The organism is Janthinobacterium sp. NKUCC08_JDC (assembly GCF_019345575.1).
GTDB classification, from domain to species: Bacteria; Pseudomonadota; Gammaproteobacteria; order Burkholderiales; family Burkholderiaceae_D; genus Janthinobacterium; species Janthinobacterium aestuarii.
The window spans coordinates 308,948-333,611 of record NZ_JAHKQW010000001.1 but is presented as its reverse complement, the minus strand read 5'-3'; the positions used below and the strand labels follow the sequence as shown (position 1 = coordinate 333,611).

At 64.0% G+C, this 24,664-nt stretch carries 22 protein-coding genes; 9 read left to right on the top strand and 13 right to left on the bottom strand.

From position 1 onward, the window contains the following. Positions 1-42: 42 nt before the first annotated feature. The 4 genes from KO538_RS01550 to fur form a co-directional block, all read right to left on the bottom strand. A complete protein-coding gene (locus tag KO538_RS01550; RefSeq protein ID WP_219327309.1) occupies positions 43-1,251 on the bottom strand; it encodes a SpoIIE family protein phosphatase in 1,209 nt (402 codons plus the stop codon). 172 nt (positions 1,252-1,423) lie between these two features. Beyond that, the gene (locus KO538_RS01545; RefSeq protein ID WP_219327308.1) at positions 1,424-2,014 is read right to left on the bottom strand and encodes an NAD(P)H-dependent oxidoreductase; all 591 of its coding nucleotides are present in this window, start codon (positions 2,012-2,014) and stop codon (positions 1,424-1,426) included. 59 nt (positions 2,015-2,073) lie between these two features. Continuing rightward, entirely contained in the window at positions 2,074-2,439 is a 366-nt protein-coding gene (locus tag KO538_RS01540) for a MerR family transcriptional regulator (RefSeq protein WP_219327307.1), read from the bottom strand. An 81-nt stretch (positions 2,440-2,520) separates the two neighbouring features. After that, the gene (fur, locus tag KO538_RS01535; protein ID WP_035820181.1) at positions 2,521-2,961 is read right to left on the bottom strand and encodes a ferric iron uptake transcriptional regulator; all 441 of its coding nucleotides are present in this window, start codon (positions 2,959-2,961) and stop codon (positions 2,521-2,523) included. A 249-nt stretch (positions 2,962-3,210) separates the two neighbouring features. Here fur and KO538_RS01530 point away from each other — a divergent pair, with 249 nt between their 5' ends. Beyond that, positions 3,211-4,107: a LysR family transcriptional regulator gene (locus KO538_RS01530; protein ID WP_219327306.1), complete on the top strand. Its 897-nt coding sequence runs from the start codon at positions 3,211-3,213 to the stop codon at positions 4,105-4,107. A gap of 146 nt (positions 4,108-4,253) precedes the next feature. Then, positions 4,254-4,871: an OmpW family protein gene (locus KO538_RS01525; protein WP_034756695.1), complete on the top strand. Its 618-nt coding sequence runs from the start codon at positions 4,254-4,256 to the stop codon at positions 4,869-4,871. Between the two features lie 89 nt (positions 4,872-4,960). On the opposite strand, the gene KO538_RS01520 is transcribed toward KO538_RS01525, so the two are convergent. From KO538_RS01520 to KO538_RS01505, 4 genes are all read right to left on the bottom strand, one after another. Next, a complete protein-coding gene (locus KO538_RS01520; RefSeq protein ID WP_219327305.1) occupies positions 4,961-5,788 on the bottom strand; it encodes a MetQ/NlpA family ABC transporter substrate-binding protein in 828 nt (275 codons plus the stop codon). A gap of 31 nt (positions 5,789-5,819) precedes the next feature. Beyond that, positions 5,820-6,494, bottom strand: a complete 675-nt coding sequence (locus tag KO538_RS01515; protein WP_034756701.1) for a methionine ABC transporter permease — start codon at positions 6,492-6,494, stop codon at positions 5,820-5,822. After that, positions 6,487-7,296, bottom strand: a complete 810-nt coding sequence (locus KO538_RS01510; RefSeq protein ID WP_139089807.1) for a methionine ABC transporter ATP-binding protein — start codon at positions 7,294-7,296, stop codon at positions 6,487-6,489. Before KO538_RS01510 ends, KO538_RS01515 begins: the two co-directional genes overlap by 8 nt. Positions 7,297-7,620: 324 nt before the next feature. Next, entirely contained in the window at positions 7,621-8,079 is a 459-nt protein-coding gene (locus tag KO538_RS01505) for a YbaN family protein (protein WP_083292965.1), read from the bottom strand. A gap of 464 nt (positions 8,080-8,543) precedes the next feature. Between KO538_RS01505 and KO538_RS01500 the strand changes: the two genes are divergently transcribed. Then, positions 8,544-9,110: a YceI family protein gene (locus KO538_RS01500; protein ID WP_034756709.1), complete on the top strand. Its 567-nt coding sequence runs from the start codon at positions 8,544-8,546 to the stop codon at positions 9,108-9,110. A 248-nt stretch (positions 9,111-9,358) separates the two neighbouring features. Here the strand turns inward: KO538_RS01500 and KO538_RS01495 are convergent, their stop codons facing one another. Both KO538_RS01495 and KO538_RS01490 read right to left on the bottom strand, forming a co-directional pair. Next, a complete protein-coding gene (locus tag KO538_RS01495; RefSeq protein WP_219327304.1) occupies positions 9,359-11,167 on the bottom strand; it encodes an NAD(P)/FAD-dependent oxidoreductase in 1,809 nt (602 codons plus the stop codon). A 143-nt stretch (positions 11,168-11,310) separates the two neighbouring features. Next, the gene (locus tag KO538_RS01490) at positions 11,311-12,453 is read right to left on the bottom strand and encodes a sigma-54-dependent Fis family transcriptional regulator (protein ID WP_219327303.1); all 1,143 of its coding nucleotides are present in this window, start codon (positions 12,451-12,453) and stop codon (positions 11,311-11,313) included. 237 nt (positions 12,454-12,690) lie between these two features. Here KO538_RS01490 and KO538_RS01485 point away from each other — a divergent pair, with 237 nt between their 5' ends. The 3 genes from KO538_RS01485 (at position 12,691) to KO538_RS01475 (ending at position 16,148) form a co-directional block, all read left to right on the top strand. Beyond that, positions 12,691-14,025, top strand: a complete 1,335-nt coding sequence (locus tag KO538_RS01485) for a serine hydrolase (protein WP_219327302.1) — start codon at positions 12,691-12,693, stop codon at positions 14,023-14,025. A gap of 120 nt (positions 14,026-14,145) precedes the next feature. After that, positions 14,146-15,687: a CHASE2 domain-containing protein gene (locus KO538_RS01480; RefSeq protein WP_219327301.1), complete on the top strand. Its 1,542-nt coding sequence runs from the start codon at positions 14,146-14,148 to the stop codon at positions 15,685-15,687. A gap of 62 nt (positions 15,688-15,749) precedes the next feature. Then, positions 15,750-16,148: a GFA family protein gene (locus KO538_RS01475; RefSeq protein ID WP_257620124.1), complete on the top strand. Its 399-nt coding sequence runs from the start codon at positions 15,750-15,752 to the stop codon at positions 16,146-16,148. A gap of 100 nt (positions 16,149-16,248) precedes the next feature. On the opposite strand, the gene KO538_RS01470 is transcribed toward KO538_RS01475, so the two are convergent. The 3 genes from KO538_RS01470 to KO538_RS01460 are packed head-to-tail and all read right to left on the bottom strand — an operon-like array spanning position 16,249 to position 21,481. Beyond that, positions 16,249-19,020 (bottom strand): Hsp70 family protein, encoded by a 2,772-nt coding sequence (locus tag KO538_RS01470; RefSeq protein ID WP_219327300.1) that lies wholly within the window; start codon positions 19,018-19,020, stop codon positions 16,249-16,251. A gap of 2 nt (positions 19,021-19,022) precedes the next feature. Further along, a complete protein-coding gene (locus tag KO538_RS01465) occupies positions 19,023-20,903 on the bottom strand; it encodes an Hsp70 family protein (protein ID WP_219327299.1) in 1,881 nt (626 codons plus the stop codon). Beyond that, positions 20,900-21,481 (bottom strand): DUF2760 domain-containing protein, encoded by a 582-nt coding sequence (locus tag KO538_RS01460; RefSeq protein WP_219327298.1) that lies wholly within the window; start codon positions 21,479-21,481, stop codon positions 20,900-20,902. The genes KO538_RS01465 and KO538_RS01460 overlap by 4 nt, the downstream gene beginning before the upstream one ends. Before the next feature lie 265 nt (positions 21,482-21,746). Between KO538_RS01460 and KO538_RS01455 the strand changes: the two genes are divergently transcribed. The 3 genes from KO538_RS01455 (at position 21,747) to urtA (ending at position 24,614) form a co-directional block, all read left to right on the top strand. Further along, a complete protein-coding gene (locus KO538_RS01455) occupies positions 21,747-22,352 on the top strand; it encodes a transglutaminase family protein (protein WP_219327297.1) in 606 nt (201 codons plus the stop codon). 21 nt (positions 22,353-22,373) lie between these two features. Further along, positions 22,374-23,162, top strand: a complete 789-nt coding sequence (locus tag KO538_RS01450; protein ID WP_034756736.1) for a DUF4349 domain-containing protein — start codon at positions 22,374-22,376, stop codon at positions 23,160-23,162. 198 nt (positions 23,163-23,360) lie between these two features. After that, positions 23,361-24,614, top strand: a complete 1,254-nt coding sequence (gene urtA, locus KO538_RS01445) for an urea ABC transporter substrate-binding protein (protein ID WP_070305111.1) — start codon at positions 23,361-23,363, stop codon at positions 24,612-24,614. Positions 24,615-24,664: the final 50 nt, after the last annotated feature.

The window sequence follows — 24,664 nt, the reverse complement described above, 5'->3', positions numbered from 1 at the left end:
GACCCGGTTTCTTGTTGATAAGGTGGCTCGATGGCGCCAAAACTACAGGCGGAAACAGAAAAAGGTCAGGTCGTCGCGGCGCGGCTGCGCTCCCTGCCAGGCGGCGCTGTCCTGCAGCAGGGCCGCCGCCACGTCGCCGGCGGGAGCGTCGCGCCGCGCCAGCAGCTGCTCGCGCATGCGCCGCTTGCCGTAGGCGATGTCGCGCGCGCCGCCGATCTGGTCGAGCAAGCCGTCGGTGGTGAGAAACAGCAGGCTGCCGGCGGGTATGGTCAGCGACTCGTTGTGCCAGCAGTAGCCGGCCGGCGTGTCGACATAGCCCACGCCCATGCGCGCGCCGTCGATGGCGCGCACGCTGTCCTCGCCGGGCGCGACCACGTGCAGCGCCAGTTTCGCCCCCGCGAAACGCAGGCTGGCGCTGGCCGTGTCGTAGTACAGGAAGGCGCAATCCATGCCGTCATTCGAGCCGGCGTGGTGGCCGGTGCTGGCGCCATCCTGGCCCAGCAAGGTCTTGATGGCGCGGCTGACGGCGCCGATCAGGGCGGCCGGATCGTGCGGCCCCAGTTCGCGCAGGGCCTGGCTCAGGGCCGACGAGGCGATCAGGGTCATGAAGGCGCCCGGCACGCCGTGGCCCGTGCAGTCGGCGATGGCGGCGAACCAGCCGCCCGCGTGGCGTTCGAAAAAGTAGAAGTCGCCGCCGACGACGTCGCGCGGCTGCCATTCCAGGTGCGCGTCGGGCAGGGTGGCGCGCAGTTCCGCATCGGAGGTGCGCAGCAGGGCGCGCTGGATCACGCTGGCGTAATCGATGCTGTGCATGATCTGCCGGTTCTTTTCCGCCTGCATGGTGGCCACCACGTTCATCAGCTGCAAGCCGAAGCCCACGCCGGCCAGCGCGCCATCTTCGGTGATGATGAAGCCGTCGGCCAGCGCCTTCTCGCCCGCTTCCACGGCGCGGAAGGTGAGGTCTTCGATGCTCATGGCGCCGTCGACGATCAGCGGTTCCTTGTCCATGAAGGCGATGCAGCTCTTCTTGCCGTACACCTCGTGATAGAAGGGCTTGGACATCTGCGACATGAAGATGTTGCGGCTGATCAAGCCGATGGGCTTGTGCTGTTCCGTGACGGGCAGGCTCATCATGTCGCGCCGCTCCGTGAACAGTTCCAGCACGGCGAAGTTGCTGGCGTCGGCCTGCACGGATTCCGTGGCGATGCACAGGTCGGACGCCACGGACGTGCGATAACGGGGAAGATGCAATCGAGAAGCGTTGAACTCCACAGCGGCTACCTTTAGATGACGGTCGGACCCTTGTTGTCGCGAGAGCAAGGCGACTGACAAACAGGCAATATCATCATGGTAGCCTTTGAATGTGACGGCTTGATTACCAGCTTGTCAAAACCGTATGCAAGATGGCTGCATGGCAAGCACCCTACAGGCGCCGGGCCAGCGCCTGCGCCTGTTCCAGCCAGCGCGCGCGCTGCGGCTCGGTGGAGTTCAAAATGGGACCGAAGCTGGCCACCTTGACGGGCTTGATGCCGCAAAATTCCAGCGTCGTCTTGCGCAGCTGGTGGATGCCAGGCATGTGGTAGACCCAGCGGAAATACCAGGGCGGCGTATCCATCGTCACCAGCAGCTGGGCCGTGCGGCCCAACAGCAGCTGTGCCGGAAAAGCCTTGCCCGGGCGATATTTGAAGGCGTAGCCGGGCAGGAAGACGCGGTCGACAAAGCCCTTCAGCAGGGCCGGCGCGCCGCCCCACCAGATCGGGTAGGCGAACACCAGTTGTTCGGCCCAGCTGATGGCTTCCTGCGCGGCCAGCAAGTCCGCTTCCAGCGGCTGCACCTGGCGGTAGCCTTCGTGCAGGATGGGGTCGAAATCGAGCTGGCCCAGGCGCAGCTCGCGCACGGTATGGCCTTCGCTGCGGGCCGTGGCGGCGTAGGCATCGGCCAGGGCGGCGCAAAAGCTGTCGCTGGACGGGTGGCCGAGGAGTATCAAAATGCGCTTGGGTGTCGTCTTGGTCATGATGCAGGCTGTCCGTTAAAGAAGAGCTTGCATGCTAAAGCCTGCCCCTAGTGGCAGAGTCAAGCGGCCTCTTGCAGACGCTGGCGTGCCAGGCAGTCGCCGATTTCCGTGTCGATGTCGGCCAATTGCGCGTCGAGCTGGCGCAGGCGGGCGATATCCTGCCGCACCTGCGCGCGCTTGGCGGCGATGTGCTGCGACAGGGCGGCCCAGTCCGTGTCGTCGCCGGCCAGGACGGGCAGCAGTTCGGCCAGGCGGAAGCCCAGGACCTGCGCCTGGCGTATCAGCTTCACTTGCGCCAGGTCTTGCTGCGTGTAGACGCGATAGACGCCCGAGCGGCGCACGTCCCCCAGCAAGCCCAGCGCTTCATAGTGGCGCAAGGCCTTGGGCGAGGTGCCCGCCAGGCGGGCGATTTCTCCGATGTACATGCTTGTCCTTGTCCTTTTATCGAGCTGCGGCGTACGCAGTGTAGCGCAGCTGGCTTGCCAGGCGCTAGCTTGCGCGCAGCCTCAGGAGGGCTTGCGCGGCGGGACTTTCTTCGCCGTACATTCGGCGCAGGTGCCGTACAGCGACAGCGCATGCTCATGCAGCACGAAGCCCCGTTCGGCGGCGATTTCGTTCTGGCGCAGCTCGATGCCTTCATCGACGAATTCATCGACCTTGCCGCAACCGGTGCAGACCAAGTGGTCGTGGTGCTGGCCTTCGTTCAGTTCGAAGACGGCGTGGCCCGATTCGAAGTGGCGGCGAAACAGGATGCCCGCTTCGGCAAACTGCATCAGCACGCGGTAGATGGTGGCCAGGCCCACGTCGATTTTTTCGGCCAGCAAGAGTTTGTAGACATCGTCCGCACTCAGGTGCTTGATCGTGCCTTCTTGAAACAGCTGCAGAATCCGCAAGCGGGGGATGGTCACTTTCAAGCCCGATTCACGCAGTTCCCTCAATATATCCATGTCTCCCATTCCTTTTTTGTAGTCGCCTAGCGAGGTCATTCATTATATCGCAAATGATAATCATTACTATTCTCATTTGTATCGTTTGAGCTGGAAATAGTATGCTGCGCGGGCAGGCGGCAATCCAGTGACATCGGCGCAAGTGGCGATTGCGTGGCGGGCAACTTGTGCGGGCAGTTATCATGAAGAATCGGAAAATACCCGTTGAACCGCTACACTGTGCACCAGGCAATAACAATGGAGCACGGCATGGACCGATTTGATGCGATGCGGATCTTTACGCGCATCGTCGAGTTACGCAGTTTCACGCAGGCGGCGCATGACCTCGGCTACCCGAAAGCGACGGTCACGCATGCGATCAAGCAGCTCGAAGCGCGGCTGCGCGTGCGCCTGCTGCAGCGAACCACGCGGCAAGTCATGCCCACGCCCGATGGCGAAGCGTATTACCAGCGCTGCGTGCGCCTGCTGGCGGACCTGGAAGAGACGGAATCCGTGTTCAGTTCGGCGGCGCAGCAGCCGGCCGGCAAGCTGCGCATCGATTTGCACGCAACCCTGGCCATGCATTTCGTCATGCCCGTGCTGGACCAGTTCTGCGCCCGCTATCCCTTGATCGAACTGGAAATCGGCATGGGCGACCGCCTCGTCGACCTGGTGCGCGAAGGCGTCGATTGCGTGCTGCGCGTGGGCGAACTGGGCGACTCGTCGATGGTGGCGCGCCGGGTGGCGCTGCTCGAACAAATGACATGCGCCAGTCCCGCCTACCTGGCCGCGCACGGCACGCCGGAAAATCTGGCGCAACTGGCGGGCCACCGCGCCGTCAATTTCTTTTCCGCCCAAACGGGCAAGGTCTGGCCCTTCGATTTCAAGGTGGATGGGCAGCGGCACAGCGTGGCCTTGCCGGGCACGGTGTCCGTCAACAATGCGGACGCGTATCACGCCTGCTGCCGCGCGGGCATGGGCTTGATCCAGGCGCCCCGCTATCACCTTGAGCAGGCGCTGGTGGCCGGCCAACTGGTGGAAGTGCTGCGGGACTTGCGTCCCGACCCGTTGCCCGTGTCCGTGCTGTATCCCCATCACCGGCAATTGTCGCCACGCGTGCGCGTGTTTGCCGACTGGGTCGCCAGCGTGTTTGCCGAGGCGAATTGACGCGCTGCGGCATTTTCTTGACCTGGGTAAAGGAAAAAATCCCTCTAGTGATGCCATCTAGCACTATTTGATGTGGATCAAAGTTTTTGTTGCACTGCAATCTTAGACTTCGCAGCGTTACTTAACGACAAAAAGAGGGAACTAGAATGAAAAAGTCCGCAACTGCAGCAGCAATCGTCCTGGCCGCCATCGGCGCATTCGCCAGCAACGCAATGGCACAGGAAGGCCCATGGCTGGTCCGTGCCCGCGCCGTGCACCTCGACCCGGCCGATAAATCTGCTCCTGTTGGTGGCGTCGGCGCATCCGACCGTTTGACGGTCAGCAGCAAGACGATTCCTGAAATCGATATTTCGTACTTCTTCACCCCGAATATCGCTGCCGAGCTGATCCTGACTTACCCGCAAAAGCATGACGTCAAGCTCGATGGCAACAATATCGGTACCTTCAAGCATTTGCCGCCGACCCTGTCGCTGCAATACCACTTCATGCCTGAAAAACAGTTCAGCCCTTACGTGGGTGCCGGCATCAACTACACGAATATCTCCGACGTGAAATTGCTGAACGGCGCCGGCCGCCTGGAGCACGACAGCTGGGGCTACTCGCTGCAAGCCGGTGTCGACTACAAACTGGATAAAAACTGGTCCCTGAACTTCGACATCAAGAAAGTGCAGATCCGCAGCGACGTCTTCATCGGTGGCGCCAAGGCCAGCGAAGTCAAGGTCGATCCTCTCCTGATCGGTGTCGGTGTCGGCTACCGCTTCTAAGCAGTGACCGGCTGCGCCCATGCGGCGCGGACAATAAAAAAGACGGCCAGGTGTGAACCTGGCCGTCTTTTTGCATGGCATGTGCCGCTTTATTTTTTCAGCGTTTTTTCCAGCGCCAGCTGGTAGTCCGTTTTTTCGTAGCCGGCCAAATACTTGTTCGTTGCGTCGAGGAAGGCGCGCGAGCGGTAGGCCGCTTCCAGGTCCTTGACCCATGGCTTGGCCTTGTCGGCCGTGCGGATGGCAACCAGGTTGATGTAGCTGTCCGAGATCTTTTCCACGGCGAGGGCCGACGTCAGCTTCATGCCGGCGGCCAGGGCGAAGTTACCGTTGACGAAAGCGTAGTCGGCGTCCGCCAGCGAGCGTGGCAGCTGCGCCGCTTCCAGCGGCACCAGTTTCAGCTTCTTCGGATTTTCCAGCACGTCGCGTTCGGACGCGCGCAGCGGGTCGACGTTCGGTTTGAGCTTGATCCAGCCCATCTTGGCCAGCATCACCAGCGCGCGCGCCTGGTTGGTCGGGTCGTTCGGCATGGTGATGGTGGCGCCGTTCTTCACGTCGGCCAGCGTTTTCTGCTTGCCGCCGTACAGGCCGATCGGCATGGTCGGCACGGTGATCAAGGGGCTCAGTGGCAGCTTGTTATCGGTGGCGAACTTGGTCAGATACACGATGTGCTGGAACACGTTGGCGTCCAGCGAGCCTTCGGCCAGCGCGTAGTTCGGCTGCACGTAGTCGTTGAATTCCACGATCTTGACCTTGTAGCCCTGTTTTTCCAGGATAGGCTTGATGCCCAGTTTCAGCTGGTCCGAATACGGGCCGGAGCTGGTGCCGATGACGAGTTCTTTCGGGTCCTTGGCGTGGGCGGCGGTGGCGAAGGCCAGGCTGGTGGCGGCGACGAGCAGGGTGCTGCGAATGTGGTTCATGCTTTTCCTTGTACTGAAATACTGAAATGAATTAACGTTTGTCGAGGCGCTTGGCGATGCGCGTGCCGGCGAACTGGATGGTTTGCACCAGCACGATCAGGATGGCCACGGTGGCGACCATGATATCCGTCTCGAAACGGTAGTAGCCGTAGCGGATGGCCAGGTCGCCGATACCGCCGCCGCCCACCACGCCGGCCACGGCCGAATACGACAGGAAGCTGATCGACAGCACGGTCAGCGCCAGCACGAGGCCGGAGCGCGCTTCCACGAGCAGCACGCGGAAGATGATCTGCATTTCCGACGCGCCCATGGCATGCGCCGCCTCGATCACGCCGCGCGGCACTTCGCGCAGGTTCTGTTCCACCAGGCGCGCCAGGTAGGGGATGGCGGCAAACGACAGCGGCACGGCAGCTGCCAGCGGGCCGATCGAGGTGCCCGCGATGATGCGCGTAAACGGCGTCAGGGCGACCAGCAGGATGATGAAGGGGAAGCTGCGCACGGTATTCACCAGCCAGCCGAGGATCATCGACAGCGGACGGTTTTCCAGCGACTGGCCTTCCGACACGAGGAACAGCAGGATGCCCAGCGGGCCGCCGACCAGGATGGCGGCCGTGAGGCCAATGCCCAGCATGGTCATGGTCTGGCCCAGCGCCACCCAGATTTCCGGCAGCAGGTTGATGACGTTATTGATCGATTCTTCAAACATGTGTTGCATCCTTCCATGCGGTGGCTTCAAACGCCTCGGTGCCGTAATAAGCGAGCTCGCGTCCCAGCGCCGTCTTGCGCGGGGTGGCCGTGTCGCTCAGATCGAATTGTTCGGCGATGGCGCCTTTTTCCACGACGGCGACGCGGTTGCAGATGGCGCCCAGCACCGACAGCTCATGGCTGACGATGACGATGGTCACGCCCAGGCGCGCATTGATGTCGCGCAGGGTGTCGAGCAGGGCGCGCGTCGTTTCCGCGTCCAGCGCGGACGTCGGCTCGTCGCACAGCAGCACGTCGGGGTGGCTGGCCAGCGCACGGGCGATGGCCACGCGCTGCTTCTGCCCGCCGGACAATTGCGCCGGATAGCTGTGCAGCTTGTCGGACAGGCCGACCAGCGCCAGGCATTCCTCGACCCTGGCGGCGATCTGCTCGCCCTTGGTCGTGCCATGGATTTTCAGGGGGAAGGCGACGTTGTCGAAGACGCTGGCGTTTTGCAGCAGATTGAACTGCTGGAAAATCATGCCGATATTCTGGCGCGCGTCGCGCAATTCGCTCTTGCCCAGGCGTGTCAGTTCGCGCCCTGCCACGGTAATGGTGCCGCTGTCAGGGCGCTCGAGCAGGTTAATCAGGCGCAGCAGGGTCGATTTGCCGGCGCCGCTCTTGCCGATCAGGCCGAAAATATCACCGGGATAGACTTCCAGCGTGACCGATTTGACCGCGTGGAATTGTTCGCCTTTGGGCAGCGCGAAGGTCTTGTTCGCGCCATCGATGCGAATCACCGGCGTACGGTGTGGTGTGGTCATGCAGTGTTTCCTTTTTTATTGGACCGTGACAGGCGCGCTTGCAGGGGCCAAATCGCCCAGCCTGTTACGTCGGTTGCGTAGTATACCTCCGATCGTGTTATTACTCCTACGACAGAATCTTGCTTTGAATATGCAAATAATGTCTATGCGCGTGTTTGTTGGTTGAAAAAGCGGGAAAGCGGCGTTCTTGCCGAATTTAATCACGTGGAGGGGCGCGAAGACACCGCATCTTGGTGAAAAGTTCGCCGCGCCCTGCGGATGCATCGCAGTGCTTTTATGTGCAGTTCGGCTCACTTGCCGTTTTTTGGAGGCGGGCAGGGCGGTTTACTGCCCGCCATTACTCTCTTCGCGGGCAGATTCTGCCCCGCTGGCGGCAGGGCCTTCGGGACGCCGCAGCAGGTAGACGAGGACGGCGATTTCCATGGCGCCCACCATGGCGATGACCCACCACGGCGGGTGGCCCAGGCACATGGCGACAAAGCCGATGGCCATGCCCAGGCAAGCCATGGCCTTGCCGCGCCGCGAAACGGCACGGTGTTCGCGCCACTGGCGCAGCGGCGGACCGAAGCGGGGATGGTGCAGCAGCCAGTGCTCGAGGCGCGGCGAAGCGCGGCTGAAGCAGGCCAGGGCGAGGATCAGGAAAATCGTCGTCGGCATGACGGGCAGCATGGCGCCGATGATCCCCAGCAGCACCATCAGGGCGCCGGCGGCGGTCCAGGCCCAGCGGCGCAGGCGCACGCCGTGCGCTTCGCGCAATGGCGGCTGGGCGTGCGGCTCCCGCATCAGGCGAGGGCGCCGGCGGTCAGGCCCTGGCTGCGGGGCGGGGAGGCGGTGGGATGGGCGTTCAAGATGCGCATATCGTGGCGGGTGTGGCGGGTGGCCGTCATGTTTTTTCTGTGCTGTATTCTGCTCTATTATGGATGAATCAAGGCCCCGTTGCATACGCGCCAGGGCCGTGATGATAACCATTGCAAAGAATAATAACAAGAATCATTCTCATCTGTGAATTTGATAACGCTGGATATTTTTGGCAATGCAGACAATAATCGGCAGCAGAAGACGCTGTCATGGACATCATTGCTCTTATTATCGATTTTTTCGATGCTAACTAGGTATATTTTCCGTTTTACATCGATCTTCATGCCATGCATAATCTGTTGCAACTGAAGCCAGACAATCAGCCGCAGTGTTTCCCGCCTGTAGCTGCTTGCGGTTTTGACATCCTCCACTCCTAACAGGAATCCATTATGAAAAAACTGCTCGCTTTTATCGCCGCCGCCGGCTTCTCGCTGTCCGCTTTTGCCGCTCCAGAAGTCTATGTCATCGATGGCAGCCACACTTTCCCCCGTTTCGAGTACACCCACATGGGCTTCTCGACGCAGCAAAGCCGTTTCAATAACACCACCGGCAAGGTCACGCTGGACCGCGCAGCCAAGACGGGCGCCGTCGAAGTGCTGATCGACACCAAGTCCGTCGATACGGGTTCGACCCTGTTCAACTCGCACATCCAGGGCGAAGACTTCCTCGACACGGCCAAGTATCCTGTCGCCACCTACAAATCGACCAAGTTCAATTTCGACGGCGACAAGCTGGCCTCCGTTGAAGGCAACCTGACCCTGAAAGGCGTGACCAAGCCAGTCACCCTGACCGTCACCTCGTTCGCCTGCGCACCGCACCCGATGCTGAAGAAAGACGCTTGCGGCGCCAACGCCACGGCCAAGATCAAGCGCTCGGAATTCAATGCCGGCAAATATGCGCCAGCTGTCAGCGATGATGTCACCCTGACTTTCGCCATCGAAGCCATCAAACAGTAATCGTTGGCTGCATGACGTAAAAATGGCGGCGGACTTCGGTCCGCCGCCATTTTTTCGTGTGTAATCCGGTATGCGCCAACATTGTGTCGGATTACGCGCTTGCGCGCTAATCCGACCTACGTGGTTTTGCAGGTGCCGCAAGAAGCGGCGGGCCAAAATCCACCGCTTTTTCGACAGTAGGTCGGATTAGCGCGGCAAAGCCGCACGTAATCCGACATAAGCCGACATGCGCCAGGGAGGCAAGACAATCACGACAAGTGATGCACCTCCTGCTGCCCATACACGGGCGTGTTCAACCCTTCCATGCGCGCCTTCAGCTGCAGCGACAGGTACTGGGAATAGTGGCGCGACTGGTGCAGGTTACCGCCGTGGAACCACAGCGCTTGCTGCTGCGTGGGTTTCCACATATTGCGCTGTTCGCCTTCCCACGGGCCAGGGTCCTTCGTCGTGGCGGAACCGAGGCCCCATACCTTGCCTACCTTGTTCGCCACCTCGGGCGAGATCAGGTCCGCCGCCCAGCCATTCATGGAGCCGTAGCCGGTGGCGTACACCACCAGGTCGGCCGGCAGTTCCGTGCCGTCCGACAGCACGATGGAATGGGCTTTCAGTTCCTGCACGCCGACGCCGCTTTTCAGCTTGATCTTGCCGTCGGCGACCAGCTCCGAGGCGCCCACGTCGATGTAGTAGCCGGAACCGCGGCGCAGGTATTTCATGAACAGGCCGGAATCGTCGTCGCCAAAGTCCAGCATGAAGCCCCGTTCTTCCAGGCGCGCGTAAAAATCCGCATCGCGCTCGCGGATGGCCTTGAAAACGGGCTTCTGGAAGTCGGCCAGGATCTTGTACGGAATCGAGGCGAACGTCAGGTCGGCCTTGGCCGTCGTCATGCCGGCCGCCAGCGCCCGTTCCGAATACAGGTCGCCCAGCGCCAGGTCCATCAGGGAATCGGACTTGACGATGTGCGTCGACGAGCGCTGCACCATCGTCACGTCCACGCCCGCTTCCCACAGGGCGGCGCAGATATCGTGCGCGGAATTGTTCGCGCCGATGACGACCACCTTCTTGCCCACATAGGCGTCCGGCCCGGGATGCTGCGACGAGTGCTGCTGCTCGCCCTGGAACACGTCCATGCCCTTGAACTTCGGCATGTTCGCCTTGCCCGACATGCCCGTGGCCAGCACCAGCTGCTTGGGCTTGAGGGTAACGGGCTGGCCGTCGCGCGTCACCTGCACCGTCCACTCGCCCGTGCTCTCGTCGAAGCTGGCCGACTCACATGAAGTCGAGCCCCAGTAATTGAGCTCCATCACCTTGGTGTACATTTCCAGCCAGTCGCCGACCTTGTCCTTCGGCGTGAAGACGGGCCAGTTGTCGGGAAACGGGATGTAGGGCATGTGGTCGTACCAGACGGGGTCGTGCAGGCACAGGGACTTGTAGCGCTTGCGCCAGCTGTCGCCGGGACGGGCATTTTTCTCGATGATGATGGTGGGGACGTTCAACTGGCGCAGCCGCGCGCCGAGCGCGATGCCGCCCTGGCCGCCGCCGATGATGACGCAATAAGGCTGGCGCGTATAGCCCAGTTCCTTTGCATCCTGCTCGCGGTTTTCCAGCCAGCTGCTGCGGTTGGTGCGCGCGCCGTGTTCCGCGCCCATGGGCCGCCGGCCGCCCTTGGCTTCTTCAAACCCCTTCAATTCGCTCATGGTGGTGAGCAGGGTCCATATCTTGCCGTCGCGGATGCGGATGAAACCCACGCCGCGCGCCACGTTCGTTTCCACCGTGATCCAGCTTTGCAGCACGCCACCGGCTTCCACCGCATGTTCGCCATCGGCGATGCGGATGGAGACTGGCTGCACGGCGCCCAGTTGCGCGGCCAGCATGGCGGCGATCTGCTCGCGGCCTTCCAGGGTTTTCAGGTTCCAGGTAAACAGCACCAGGTCGCGCCAGTAGCCGTCCTGTTCGAACAGTTGCGCGGCGCCTGTGCTGTCGCCGGCGCGCAGCGCGCCTTCGAGCTGCTCCAGGATGCCGGCCACGGCCAGGTCGTGCGGGTTGATATCGGTTTGCATCGTGTCTCCTCCAAGTCTGCTGACTTTATGATGGGATGCGGCTGTGTTGCCGCTGACGATGTTGTAACACTGGCGTTCCGGCGCCGCATTGCGCAGCGCAGCATGGCGGCGATTGAGACGGAAGTCTCAGCGCGTTTGCCGCATCATTGCCGGTGCGGCGCCACGATGTGCAGCTGCTTGAGGCGCCGGTACAGGGTGGCGCGCGAGATACCGAGCATGGCGGCCGCCTGCAGCGGGCGCCATTTGGCGGCGTTCATGGCGTGGACGATGCGCGTGCGTTCGGCCAGTTCCGGCGCCGTGTAGGCCACCACGTCTTGCGCGGCGGTGGCCTCGCGCATGGCGCGCGGACGCGCCTTGGCCGGTCGCAGCGGCGCGCGCACGCGCGCATGCAGCCAGGTGCTGCCGCCGGCCAGGCGCAAGGACAGCAGACTGCGTCCCGCGCGCACATCGAACAGCCGTTCGGCGCGCACTTCCAGCACCTCGGCGACGGGACGCGGCAGGCTGCCGAGGCCCGCGATGACGTCGCGCGCGCAACGGTTGGCGGCGACGATGTCGCCATGTTCGTCGATGGCGAGCAGCATTTCCGGCTGCACTTCCACGAAGTGGCGGTTGCGGTGCGCCAGCAGGATGCAGCAATGGCTGTAGGATTTGAGAAAAAAGCCGTCCTCGATCAGGGTCGCGCCTTGCCGCACCAGCTGCTTGACGAGGCGCTGGCTGTCGCGCGCGTCGGGCGAACTCAGGGCCGACGCATCGAGCACGCCGATCAAGTCGCCGTGCGGCGAAAAAATCGGCGCCGCGCTGCAGGTCAGGCCCGTGAAGGCGGCGCGGAAATGGTCGGTCTTGTGCACGGTGATAGCTTCATGGTCGAGCAGCACGGAGGCGATGCCGCACGTGCCTTCCTCTTCTTCCGACCAGCACGAACCCGGGTACAGGCCCGCCTTCTTGAAATCCTTGCGCTGGTCCGTGTCAACCACGTAGTCGATGGTCACGCCGCGCGCATTGGCGAGGATGACGCAGTAGCCCGCTTCGCGCACCATGGCGTGCAGGCGGGGCAGGCACTGGCCCGTGGAGCGCAGAAAATCTTCTTCCGACTGCTGGATGGCGCGCAATTCGGCGCCCGTCAGGATGCGCGGCCCCGTGGTGGAGGCGGGATCGAGCCGGTAGTCGTCGAGCGAGCGCCGGTACGACGACGCCAGCCTGGCCGTATCGGCGCCTGGATTGACGATGCGGCCGGCGATCAGGTCGCGCACGCGGTCGATATGGCTGGTCTGGCGGACGTAGGGCATGGCGCTCTCCAGTGTCTCGTGGCTGGTTTTTATGGTGTTTTGCTTGTTGTCTCCGTTTTTAGCACGAAGCGCGGGGCCGCGCATCCTGCGCTGCAGCATGGCGCGCGCGTGAGACGTTCGTCTCAGCGCGTGGCCCGCACAATAGGATGCCGCAGGACAAGATAAAAAGTTTCTCTGTTAGCATGCATCGCATGAAGCGAGCGCCGCCGCGGGCGCCAGCCATGACAGGAGAAATGCATGACGACACTGCCACCAATCCGCAGCTTGGCCTTGGCTCTGGCCGCAGCCTGCCTGGCGCTGGCCGCCGGCGCCCATGCGGCAGAGACGACGGCGCCGCTGTCGGCCGCCGCCAGCGATCCGGCCGCATTGCAATGGATGGTGGGCGCGCCGCCGCCGGCCGATAAAATCATCCGCTTCGACGATGGCAGCTATTTCAATTTCCCGCAGCTGCGCTGGAGCGTGTCGCACTTCCGCCAGCTGATGCCGACGGTGGCAGTGGCGCGCGGCTTGAAGGCGCCCGTGCCCTTGCCGCGCGCGCTGCGCAACGATATCGACAGCCTGCGCTTCACGCCCCTGGGCGCCAAGGAGACGATGACGTGGGAGCAGTCGCTGGGCGCCAATTACACGGACGGCATCGTCGTGCTGCACCGGGGCCGCATCGTGTACGAAAGCTATTTCGGAGTACTGAAGGAGGGCGGCCAGCATGGCGCCATGTCGGTGACGAAGTCCGTGATGGGCACCATCGGCGCGGCCCTGGTGGCCGAAGGCAAGCTCGATCCGGGCAAGAAGGTGGCCGATTACGTGCCGGAACTGGGCAAGTCCGCGTTTGGCGACGCCACCGTGCGCCAGGTGCTCGACATGACCACGGGCCTGAAATTCAGCGAAGATTACGCCGACCCGAACGCGGAAGTGTGGCAGCACGCGGCGGCCGGCAACCCGCTGCCCAAGCCCAAGGATTACACGGGACCGCGCAGCTATTTCGAGTACCTGCAAACGGTGCGGCATGAGGGAAAACATGGCGAAGGCTTCGGCTACCGCACGGTCAATTCCGACGTGCTGGGCTGGATCATCGCCAGGGTCACGGGGCGGAACGTCAACGACTACCTGTCCGAGCATGTCTGGCAAAAGCTGGGCGCCGAGCAGGATGGCTACATGTCGGTCGATTCGACGGGCACGCCGTTTGCCGGCGGCGGCTTGAGCGCGGGCTTGCGCGACCTGGCCCGATTCGGCGAGATGCTGCGCAACGATGGCCGCCACAACGGCCAGCAAATCATTCCGAAGGCGGCCGTCGACGATATCCGCCGTGGCGGCGACAAGCAGCTGTTCGCCAAGGGCGGCTACGATTTGCTCAAGGGCTGGAGCTACCGCGACATGTGGTGGGTCACGCATAACGACCATGGCGCCTACATGGCGCGCGGCGTGTACGGCCAGCGCATCTACATCGATCCGAAGGCGGAAATGGTGATCGTGCGTTTCGCCTCCACGCCGACGGCGGCCAATGCGGCCAACGACCCGACCACCACGCCAGCCTTCGAAGCGCTGGGCAAGCTGCTGCTGGCCAGGCCGAAGTAGGCTGCCAGGTTGGCCCGTGCCAGCCGTGCGGCGAAACGGGCACAACTGCAATACACTATCCTTTCGTCATCATTTATTGCCTGAGTGATAATTCAGGCATCGCACGCAAGGGAGCGCACCGTGGAAACCAGCCAGCCGGATCAACCGCGCCCGCCGCTCTGGCGGCGCCTGCTGTGGCCGGCCGTCCAGCTGGGCTCGGCCTTCAAGCTGACGGGCACGCATCTGCTGCACCACGTGATCGGCGCCAGCCTGATCGCCGCGCTGATGTTGGCGCTGGAAGGTTTTCACGTGCTCGAATGGCTCGATGCGGCCATGCTGCGCGCCAGCGCGGCGCAGGAGCAGCTGCTGGACCGGGGCAAGGACCCGGGCGCCGCCTACCGGCCCGGCATCATCGAAATCGACCAGCCCGCGTTCGAACAGGTCTTCGACGAGCGCGAACCGCTGGAGCGCTCGCGCCTGGAGCAATTGATCACAAGCGCCGCCGCGCGCGGCAGCAAGGTGCTGGCCATCGACCTGGACCTGGCGCCGGCCGTGTATGAGCAGCACAAGGCGGGTGAGCGGCCGCTGGACGGCCTGCTCGACCGGCTGGCCGCCGATGGCCGGCAGCTGGTGCTGATCCTGCCCGAACAATCGGACCGCAACGCCAACCTGCCGTGGATACGCGCGCGCTGCGCGGCAGGCATCCACTTTGCCAGCCCGCGCATCCGCGAACGCATGGGCGCCGTCACGCGCATCGAGCTGAAAAGCCCCGTGCTGGCGGCCGTGGCCTTCGAGCTGGCGCATGGCGCCGACGAGCAGGAGCAGAAGCAGCCCATGCCGGCCGCCTTGTCCGAACAAAAGGAAGTGGTGGCGCTGGCCGGCCGCGTGTGCCAGCTGGCGCGGCGCACGGGCAGCGAAAAGACATTGGCGCGCCGGGCGTTCGAACCCGTCATCCGCGGCGACGCCAAGGCGGCGGCCGAACAGAACGCCGTCACCGCGCCGTTTCACCCGGCCGCCGTGGCGCCGCAATTCCTCAACCCCACGCGCACGCGCGTCAAACTGATCGATGGCCAGGCCGGCGTGGACGCCGGGGCGCCGCGCAAGGACGTCGTGTATATCGGCAGCACGTATGACGTGCGCGACCGCTATACGACGGCCGAAGGCGAGCAGGCCGGCCTGCACCTGCACGCGGCCGCCCACACGTCGCTGGGCATCGGCACGGCCGACGTCAACAAATATGCGGTATTCGTGGCCGACATCGTCATCGGCGTGCTGCTGGGCTGCCTGTTCGGCGGCCTGTGGACCCTGTACGGCCGCGCCGAGCTTGCCATCGACCGGCGCATGGAAGACCACGATGTCAGCCGCCTGCACCGCGTGGGCACCCTGGCGGAATTCTATGGCATCCGTTTGATGCTGGCGCTCGTGTGGGCCTCGCCGTTTGCCATCGGCGCGCTGGCCATCTATTTGTCGCGAGGCTTGCTCGAGCAGGGCTGGTGGGTCAATCCCGGCTCCCTGATCGCCGGCATGTTCCTGCACGCGATGTCGCTGCGCGACGAAGCCCACCATCCGCATGAGGAAGTGCCGGGCCTGTCCGTGTGGGCCCAGCTGCGCCGCACGCATCCGGGCATCGTGCTGGTGCAGGCGCCGCTGGCGGTGCTGCTGTTGATCGTCGCCGTGATCTAGCGCAAAACGTGGCGCGGCAGCGGCGCTACACTGGGCGCCTTTTTCATTTGCAGGAGGATGCCATGCTGAGCGGAGGATGTTTATGCGGCGACGTGCGCTACGAAGCGGGCACGGGCGCCTTTCATGAAACGGCCTGCCATTGCTCGATGTGCCGCCGCGCCTCAGGTGCGCCGTTTGTCGCCTGGTTCAGCGTGCCGAGGGCGAATTTTCGCTGGCTGCAGGGGCAGGCCACACCGTATGCGTCCAGCGAACACTGCACGCGCAGTTTTTGCCCCCGCTGCGGCACGCAGCTGACGTTCGAGGATGAGCGCGACCCGGACGAGGTCGGGCTGACCACTGGCAGTCTCGATGAGCCAGGGCGCTTGCCGCCGCACAGCCATATCTATACGGACACGCAAGTGGAATGGGTAAAACTGGCAGATGGCTTGCCGCGGTATCGCGGGAAGCGTAGCGAGGGGTAGGTCGAATTAGCGGCGGCACGCCGCGTAATCCGACAGGTGCTGCCGACAATGTTGTCGGATTACGCCCTCCGGGCTAATCCGACCTACGTGATCAATGATGTCAGCCTATCAGCTTCAACCCCGGCGGCAGCGCTTCGCCCAGCATGCGCTTGGTATTCGCTTCGTCGAGCTGCGTCACTTCGCTGACCATTGCCTGCCACAGCGGTGGGGCGCCCACGGCTTTCAGGCGGGTCAGCACAGTGGCGCGCAGCTCGTCACCGATGTCGCGCGAGCGGTCGCCCGTCATGCGCGCCAGGTGGGTGGCGGCAAACACCGCCGGTTCCGTCTTTTTCCAGTCCAGCGCCAGCAGCACGTGCAGCCATTCGGCCACGGTGGCGCTGTCGACCACTTCATGCGCGCTGCCGTGGAAGGGCTGGCGCGCGCCGACCCTGGCCAGCGCCCACAGGGTGTTCGTGTCCGCCGTTTCGCGGCCGGCTTTCTCCAGCCGCTTGATCAGCCAGGCGCCCACTTCGGCCTTGTAGGCGCCGGGGATGCGCTCCAAGGAGGCGCCCAGGCGCAGCATGTCGTCGTCGCTGCCATTGACGAGGGTGACGGGGCGGCTGCCCCGCTGGGCCGCATCGGCTTGCAGGTTGAAGGCGAAGTCGTCGAGCAGGCGCAATTGCTGCTCCGTGCTCAAGCCGCCAGCCACCCGACGCCACAGGGTCCACCATTCGGCGCACACCTGGTTATCCTTGTGATGCTGGACGCCCGTGTCGAACAGGGCCCACAGCTGCTCGATGCGCCACGGGTCGAGCGTATCGCCATAGCCGGGGCGCAAACAGTAGCCGGCCAGGTTCAGCCACACCCGCTCATGCTCGGCGGAGCGGCGCCGGCCGCGTGCGCGCAGCATCAGGGCGTCGAACAGCTGGCGCAGCAGCGGCGTATCCCAGCTTTCGCGTCCACCCAGCCCCCGTTCCAGGTGCTGGCGCAACTGGCGCACTTCCTTGGTATCGACCTTTTGCGCCTTGCCGCCGAAGATGCGCTCGATCTTCTCGATGGCTTCCTTGATGCGTGGCGAAACGGCTTGAGCCTCGTCATCGCCTTGCTCTTCCTTACCAGCGCGCAGCTGGAATTCCAGCAGCCAGCGCTGGCCGGCATCGGCTTCGGCCACGCAATGCACTTCCAACGTCCCCACTTCCGTCATGACGGTTGCCAGCTGCACGGTGATGTCGCGCTTGTCGCCGCTTTCCGCTTGCAGCACGCTGGCCAGCGGCGGCAGGCGCAAGTATTCTCCGGCGTCCAGATCGACGATCTCGCCCAGTTGCGGCGGCGTGCCCGCCTCAAAGAGGGATGTGGCCAGATGGAAGCGTACGGGCCGGCCCAGGCGCAGCGCGAACAGGCGCTCCGTCAGGCGGATTTCTTCGCCGCTGGCGCTGCCACGGGGCAGGATGCACACGGCGCGGTGGTCCTTGCCCGCTTCGCCCAGCACGAGGAAATAACTGCGCGGCGAGCCGCCGCCGATGCGCGGCGCCTGGCCACGGCGGGCCAGCGCGTAGGCGACGGCGCCACGGGCCACGGCCACGTCGGGATTATCGTTATGCAGGATGGTGAGTGGAGCACCGCGCCAGTGCGCCAGAGTCTCGGCCAGGCGGCGCGCCAGCGCGTCGGCGCGGAACACGCCGCCATTCAGCAGCAGGGTGTCGGGCAGTGCCCCTTGGTGCTGTTGCAGAAAGCTGGCCAGGTGGCGCGTGATGGCCGCGTCCTGCGCATACGGCAGGCCGAATTCGACGATACCGGCGCGGCCCTTTTTCGCTGTGTCGCCCAGTTCCACTTTCGGGAAGAAGCCGTCGACCACCATGGCCGCCACTTCCTCGCGCGTGACGTCGGCGGAACGGCTGCCGCCGATCAAACGCGATCCCCCGCCCAGCAGGGTGACGGTGGCGCTATCGGGCGCGTCCTGCGACAGCAGCAGCTCCTTGGCGGCGCGGCAGCGTTCCATCAGCTGCGACAAGCGCGCGGCAGACAGCTTCATGCCGCCTTCGACGCCTGCGGCCATGCGCGTTTCCACGAGGTGGGCCAGCGCCAGGTCCATATTGTCGCCGCCCAGTATCAAATGGTTGCCCACGCTGCTGCGCGTGAGCTGCGGTTCGCCGTCGTCATCGAAGGCCACGTCGATCAGGCTGAAATCCGTGGTGCCGCCGCCCACGTCGCAGACTAAAATGCGACGCGTGTCGGCCAAGTCGTCGCGCAGGGTGGCGCGCCGGCGGTGCAGAAAGTCATAAAAAGCGGCCTGCGGTTCTTCCACCAATCGCAAGGTAGGCAAGCCCGCCATGCGCGCCGATGCCAATGTGAGTGCGCGCGCACCCTCGTCGAACGAGGCGGGGATGGTCAGTACCAGTTCCTGCTCTTCCAGGGGAGCCTGCGGGAAGCGGTGATTCCACGCGGTGCGCACGTAGGCCAGGTAGCTGGCGCTGGCCGCCACGGGCGACACCTTGGCCACGTCGGCATCGGCGCCCCATGGCAGGATGGGCGCCTGGCGGTCCACGTTCGCGTGCGACAGCCAGCTCTTTGCACTGGAAACGAGGCGGCCCGGCACCTGAGCGCCCAGCTGGCGCGCCAGGGTGCCCAGCACGGCATGTGCCACGCCAGCGACGTCTTGCTGTGGCCAAGGCAGCTGCAAGTCGCCCGCCGCCAGTTCGCCGGCGGCGGGATGGTAGCGCAAGGAGGGCAGCAGCGGGCGTGCGCCCACTTCGCCGGGAGCGACCAGCTGCTCGATGGGAAACAGCTCGATGCCCGCCTGCGCATCGGCAGCATTGGCATAGGCGACCACCGTGTTGGTGGTGCCCAGGTCGATGCCGACCAGGAAGGCCGGCTTGCCCTCAGCGCCGCGCATGCTTATGGCTGCGGCGTGCCGCGCACGTCGAATTCCACTTTCCAGCGCTCGGCGCCGTCAGGGGAAACGGCCAGCAGTTCCAGGGTGCCCGCTTCCGTCACGCGCGCGTGCAGCTTGACCTGCACCACGTCGCCAGCCTGACGGCCTTCGGCGGATAAGGTCGCCTGGATTTCGCTCAGTTCCTGCAGTTCATCGGGACCCCAGAAGTCCAGCAAGTCGCCGATCTGGTCGTTGCGGCGCGTGGACGAGGCGAAGAAGCGGAAGTGCACGGGTTCGCCCACGACGAGGCCGAATTGCTGGCCCGGCAGTTCCAGTTCGCTGCCTTCTTCCATGCCGAACGGCGCCACGCACAGGGCCTGGATCGGCGGTTCCATGCCGGGGATGGCCGGCATGGCCGATTCGATGGCGACATAGAAGGAACTGGCCGTGCCGCCGCGGATGCGCACGCCATGGCCGCGCCGCACGTAGCTGTAGTAGGCGGCGCCGCGCGCGACGGCCAGGTCCAGGTCGGCCCCGGCCAGCATGCGCGCCGGTTCCGCGCCTTCCATGTACAGCCAGTCGTTGACGGTCGCCATGATGCGCTGGACCAGCAAGTCGGACTTGAAGACGCCGCCGTTGAACAGCACGGCCGTCGGGTGCAAAAAGCTGGCTTCCGCCGACTGGCGGCCCGCAAAGCCTTCCAGTTCACTGGTCGCCGCCACTTGCCGGCCCAGGAAGGCGGCCAGGTGGCGCGTGATGGCAGCGTCCTGCGCATACGGCAAGCCCAGTTGCGTCAGGCCGGCGCGCGTGCGCACGGCCGGGCGGCTCGATGCTTCCACCTGCGGGAAGAAGCCGTCGAGGATGAAGGTGGACACTTCGGCGCGCGTCAGTTCCGTGCGGATGGAGCCGCCGATCAGTTTCGAGCCGCGGCTCGGCACGACGATCGGTGCCACATCGAGGCCGCTGTCGGCCAGCAGGCTTTCCTTGGCGCTGCGGCAGCCATACGTGAGTGCGCGCATTTGCCAGGCGTCGAGCTGGGTGCCGTTGGCGGCCAGCTTGCGGGCCACCAGGTGGGCCAGCGCCAGGTCCATATTGTCGCCACCGAGCAGGATGTGTTCACCGACCGCCACGCGATGCGGCTCCAGCACGCCGTCGCGCTCGAGCACGGCGATCAGCGAAAAGTCGCTGGTGCCGCCGCCCACGTCGACGACCAGGATGATGTCGCCCGGCTTGACTTCCTTGCGCCAGCGGCCTTCGCTCGTCTGGATCCAGCTGTACAGGGCCGCTTGCGGCTCTTCCAGCAGAGTGAGCGAGGTGTAGCCGGCCGCCTGCGCCGCTTCCATCGTCAGCTCGCGCGCGGCCGGGTCGAACGAGGCGGGAATCGTGACGGTGATTTCCTGTTCGGCGAATGGCGCTTGCGGGTGGGCGTTGTCCCAGGCCTGGCGCAAGTGCGTCAGGTAGCGCGTGGCGGCCGTGATCGGCGAGATGCGCGCCACTTCCGCCGGCGCGTCGTTCGGCAGGATGGCCGCGCGGCGGTCCACGCCCGGGTGGCACAGCCAGCTTTTCGCGCTCGACACCAGACGGATCGGCGTGGTGGCGCCGCGGCTGCGGGCCATTTCGCCGACGACGAACGGCGCTTGCGCTTCTTCGGTCACCCAGGGCAGGGCCAGGTCGCCGGCCGCCACTTCATCGGCGTGCGGCAGGTAGACGAACGATGGCAGCAGCGGCAATTCTTCGACGGTGCCCGGCGCCGACAGTTGCGGCACTTTCAGTACGCCGTGGATCGATTGCTCGCCGTCGCTTTCGACCAGGTTCACATACGACAGGGCGCTGTGCGTGGTGCCCAGGTCGATGCCGATGGCGTAGCGCGCGGTGTTCGGGGTGGCGTTCCTTGTGTCGTTCACAGTTCCACCTCGGCCGGTGCCAGGATGGCGGCGTCGTGCTGCGCGCTCAGTTTCGGCAGGCGCACGCTGGACGCACGCCAGCCGCGGTGGCTGAGGGTGCCCGTGAATGGCGCCGAACCGACCACGTTGCCCGTCAGGCGTACCTGGGCGCTGTCAAAACCTTCCTGCAGCACGATGCGGCTGCCCTCCTCTTCCTGGCGCACGGCGTCGATGGTGAAGTATTCGCGCATGACCTTGGCGCAGCCTTCATGCACGACGCGGGCGGCCGCGCCGATGTCGGCGTCGGCATGGCTGCCCAGGTTTTCCTGGGTGAAGTCGATCAGGCGCGCTTCGCGTTGCAGCAGGGCCAGCAACTGCAGGGCCGCATCGGGCGTCGCTTCTTTCAAGATGACGGGGGCGGCGGCCGGTGTCGGCACGGGAGCTGGCGCCGGGGCCACTGGCGCGACGGGAGCAGCCTCGGGCAGGGACAGCTTTTCCACGCGGGCCGCATAGGCTGCGTCCGACAGGGTGCTGAAGAAGGCGCCGAAAGCCAGCGGGACACGGCGCCAGAACGATGGGTGGGACGATGAAGTGCTCATAGGGAACTCGTTTCTCTGATCTGTAGGGTGGCGTCGGCGGCGCGCCCGGTGGCGGGGCCGCTTCGCAGGGTAGTGCTTGTGCCGGGCCTGTAGGGCCGGCTGCGTTTGCCCGCATGATACCAGCTACCGGGCCGCCGCCAAAGTCGCCGGCCCCCGCGCAGCTGGCCCGGCGCGTGGATTTTCTTTGTTCCTGCGCAAAGAAACGGTGAATGTTGCGCTGCTTCGACTAAAATCGCGCATTATCTTTTCGCATTGCCTTTATGCCATGTCTACCGACTTTTCCCCCGACTTTTCCATATATCTAGCCAGCAGCCTGTATATCGACAGCGACCATCCGGCCGTGCGCGCCAAGGCGGCCGCACTGGCGGCAGGTGCCGTGGGCGACGCGGCCATCGCGGCCCGCTGCTTTGCCTTCGTGTGCGACGAGGTGGCCCACAGCTGGGATTACCAGCGTAATCCCGTCACCTGCCGCGCTTCCGACGTCTTGCAGCATGGCACCGGCTATTGCTATGCGAAGAGCCATTTGCTGGCCGCGCTGCTGCGCGCCAATGGCATTCCTGCCGGCCTGTGCTACCAGCGTCTGGCCGTCGGCGAAGTGGGGCCGCCGTTCTGCCTGCATGGCTTGAATGCCGTGTATTTGCAGGACTTTGGCTGGTACCGTATCGATGCGCGCGGCAACAAGCCCGGCGTCGCGGCTGCCTTCACGCCGCCACGCGAGCAACTGGCCTTTCCCGTGCTGGCGCCCGAGGAACGCGACTTGCCGGAAATCTGGGCGGAACCGTTGCCGCAGGTGGTGGCGTCACTGACCGGCCATGCGACCGTGCAAGACGTGGCGGCGCACCTGCCCGATATCACATTGCTGCCGCTGTAAAAATAATCCAGGAAAGAAATCATGAAAAAAGTGTATGTAGGTCTGATCGGCCTGATGTTGCTGGCCGGTTGCGGCGGCAAGGGCGAGAGCGGCGGGCAGTCGAGCGCCGCGCGTCTCGATGGCAAGGAAAAGGGCAGCGAGTTTCTTGCCTATGAACATAATGTCAGCGTCGATACGCACGAGGCGCAAGTGCGGCCCCTGTATGAAAAAGTGCTTGCCGCCTGCAAGGCCGATACGGAAAACGGCTGCCTGCTGCTCGATTCCAGCCTCGACAGCGGGCGCTACGTGCATGCGCGCATCAGCATGCGCGCCAAGCCGGCCGGCATCAAGAAGCTTGTCGCGCTGGTCGCGGCCGAAGGCGACGTCACCAGCCAGGGCACCAAGGTGGAAGACCTGGGCCGCCCCGTGCTCGACAGCAAGAAACGCCTGGAGATGCTCAAGCAATACCAGGCGCAATTGCAAGACCTGGAAAAGCGCTCGGGCGCGAATGTCGATGCCCTCATCAAGGTGACCAAGGAACTGGCCACCGTGCAAGTGGAACTGGAGCAGGCGACGGCGGCCGACGCGCTGTTGATGCAGCGCATCGATACGGACTTGCTGAACGTGGCCATCAGCGCGGAAGGCAAGCAATCGTTCTGGACACCCGTCAAGCGCTCGCTGGGCAATTTCACGGACAACCTGTCGGAAGGCGTGGCCAACGCCATCACGGCCATGGCCTACATCCTGCCGTGGCTGATTGCTTTCGTGTTGCTGTTCCCGCTGGGACGCAAGGGCTGGCGCCGCTTGAGAGGCGTACCGCGCAAGGATTGATGCCGGGATTGTTGCGTCCGGCGCACCGTTTTACGGCAATTTGAAACCTGTCTGCACAGTCCTTGTGCAGCCAGGTTTTTTTTCGTGCGGCGAGAGCCGCGTGCACCATGGCGGACACCTGCTGGCGCTGGCATGCATTCTGCTTTAACAACATCGTATGCCCAGCTCGACCCCCACGAACCCATCACAGGAGTCCCCATGTCACGACGCATCATCCTGAAAGCGGCCGCCGCCGGCGCACTGGCCCTTGCCACCTCCACTTACATGCAGGCAGCCCTGGCCGCCGATACGATCAAGGTAGGCATTTTGCACTCGCTGTCGGGCACCATGGCCATTTCCGAAACGTCGCTGAAAGACGTGGCCTTGATGACGATCGCCGAGATCAATGCCAAGGGCGGTGTGCTGGGCAAGAAACTGGAAGCCGTCGTCGTCGACCCGGCGTCGAACTGGCCTTTGTTCGCGGAAAAAGCGCGCCAGCTGGTGGCGCAGGACAAGGTCGCTGTCGTGTTTGGCTGCTGGACGTCCGTGTCGCGCAAATCCGTCTTGCCGGTGTTCAAGGAACTCAACAGCCTGCTGTTTTACCCGGTGCAATACGAGGGCGAGGAGCTGGAAAAGAATGTGTTTTACACGGGCGCCGCGCCAAACCAGCAGGCTATCCCGGCAGTGGAGTACCTGATGAGCAAGGATGGCGGCGGCGCCAAGCGCTTCGTGCTGCTGGGCACGGACTACGTGTATCCGCGCACCACCAACAAGATCCTGCGTGCCTTCCTGAAAAGCAAGGGCGTCAAAGATAGCGATATCAGCGAGGTCTACACGCCGTTCGGCCACGCCGACTATCAAACCATCGTCGCCAACATCAAGAAGTTTTCCACGGGCGGCAAGACAGCCGTTATATCCACCATCAATGGCGATTCGAACGTGCCGTTCTACAAGGAGCTGGGCAATGCAGGCTTGAAAGCCACGGACGTGCCCGTCGTCGCGTTTTCCGTCGGCGAGGAAGAGCTGCGCGGCATCGATACCAAGCCATTGCTCGGTCATCTGGCGGCATGGAATTATTTCGAGTCCGTCAAGAACCCCGTGAATACGGCCTTCATCAAGCAGTGGAAGGCGTATGCCGTGGCGCAAAAGCTGCCGAACGCGGGTTCGGTCGTGACGAACGACCCGATGGAAGCGACCTATGTCGGCATCCACATGTGGGCGCAAGCCGTGGAAAAAGCCAAGTCGACGGACACGGACAAGGTGATCGCCGCCATGGCCGGCCAAAGCGTCAAGGCGCCATCGGGCTTCACCCTGACCATGGATGCCACGAACCACCACCTGCACAAGCCCGTGATGATCGGCGAGATCAAGGCCGATGGGCAATTCAATGTCGTGTGGAAAACCAAGGAACCGATCCGCGCCCAGCCTTGGAGCCCGTTTATCAAGGGGAATGAGGGTAAGCAGAAGTTATGAGTTAGCAGCAGAAAGGCCGGGGTCAGACCCGACGGGTCTGACCCCAGATT

Coding starts and splice junctions, on each gene's coding strand:
- KO538_RS01545 (WP_219327308.1), bottom strand. CDS start 2,014: ATGACCAAGACGACACCCAAGCGCATTTTGATACTCCTCGGCCACCCG.
- KO538_RS01540 (WP_219327307.1), bottom strand. CDS start 2,439: ATGTACATCGGAGAAATCGCCCGCCTGGCGGGCACCTCGCCCAAGGCC.
- fur (WP_035820181.1), bottom strand. CDS start 2,961: ATGGATATATTGAGGGAACTGCGTGAATCGGGCTTGAAAGTGACCATC.
- KO538_RS01530 (WP_219327306.1), top strand. CDS start 3,211: ATGGACCGATTTGATGCGATGCGGATCTTTACGCGCATCGTCGAGTTA.
- KO538_RS01525 (WP_034756695.1), top strand. CDS start 4,254: ATGAAAAAGTCCGCAACTGCAGCAGCAATCGTCCTGGCCGCCATCGGC.
- KO538_RS01520 (WP_219327305.1), bottom strand. CDS start 5,788: ATGAACCACATTCGCAGCACCCTGCTCGTCGCCGCCACCAGCCTGGCC.
- KO538_RS01515 (WP_034756701.1), bottom strand. CDS start 6,494: ATGTTTGAAGAATCGATCAATAACGTCATCAACCTGCTGCCGGAAATC.
- KO538_RS01510 (WP_139089807.1), bottom strand. CDS start 7,296: ATGACCACACCACACCGTACGCCGGTGATTCGCATCGATGGCGCGAAC.
- KO538_RS01505 (WP_083292965.1), bottom strand. CDS start 8,079: ATGCGGGAGCCGCACGCCCAGCCGCCATTGCGCGAAGCGCACGGCGTG.
- KO538_RS01500 (WP_034756709.1), top strand. CDS start 8,544: ATGAAAAAACTGCTCGCTTTTATCGCCGCCGCCGGCTTCTCGCTGTCC.
- KO538_RS01495 (WP_219327304.1), bottom strand. CDS start 11,167: ATGCAAACCGATATCAACCCGCACGACCTGGCCGTGGCCGGCATCCTG.
- KO538_RS01490 (WP_219327303.1), bottom strand. CDS start 12,453: ATGCCCTACGTCCGCCAGACCAGCCATATCGACCGCGTGCGCGACCTG.
- KO538_RS01485 (WP_219327302.1), top strand. CDS start 12,691: ATGACGACACTGCCACCAATCCGCAGCTTGGCCTTGGCTCTGGCCGCA.
- KO538_RS01475 (WP_257620124.1), top strand. CDS start 15,750: ATGCTGAGCGGAGGATGTTTATGCGGCGACGTGCGCTACGAAGCGGGC.
- KO538_RS01470 (WP_219327300.1), bottom strand. CDS start 19,020: ATGCGCGGCGCTGAGGGCAAGCCGGCCTTCCTGGTCGGCATCGACCTG.
- KO538_RS01460 (WP_219327298.1), bottom strand. CDS start 21,481: ATGAGCACTTCATCGTCCCACCCATCGTTCTGGCGCCGTGTCCCGCTG.
- KO538_RS01455 (WP_219327297.1), top strand. CDS start 21,747: ATGTCTACCGACTTTTCCCCCGACTTTTCCATATATCTAGCCAGCAGC.
- KO538_RS01450 (WP_034756736.1), top strand. CDS start 22,374: ATGAAAAAAGTGTATGTAGGTCTGATCGGCCTGATGTTGCTGGCCGGT.
- urtA (WP_070305111.1), top strand. CDS start 23,361: ATGTCACGACGCATCATCCTGAAAGCGGCCGCCGCCGGCGCACTGGCC.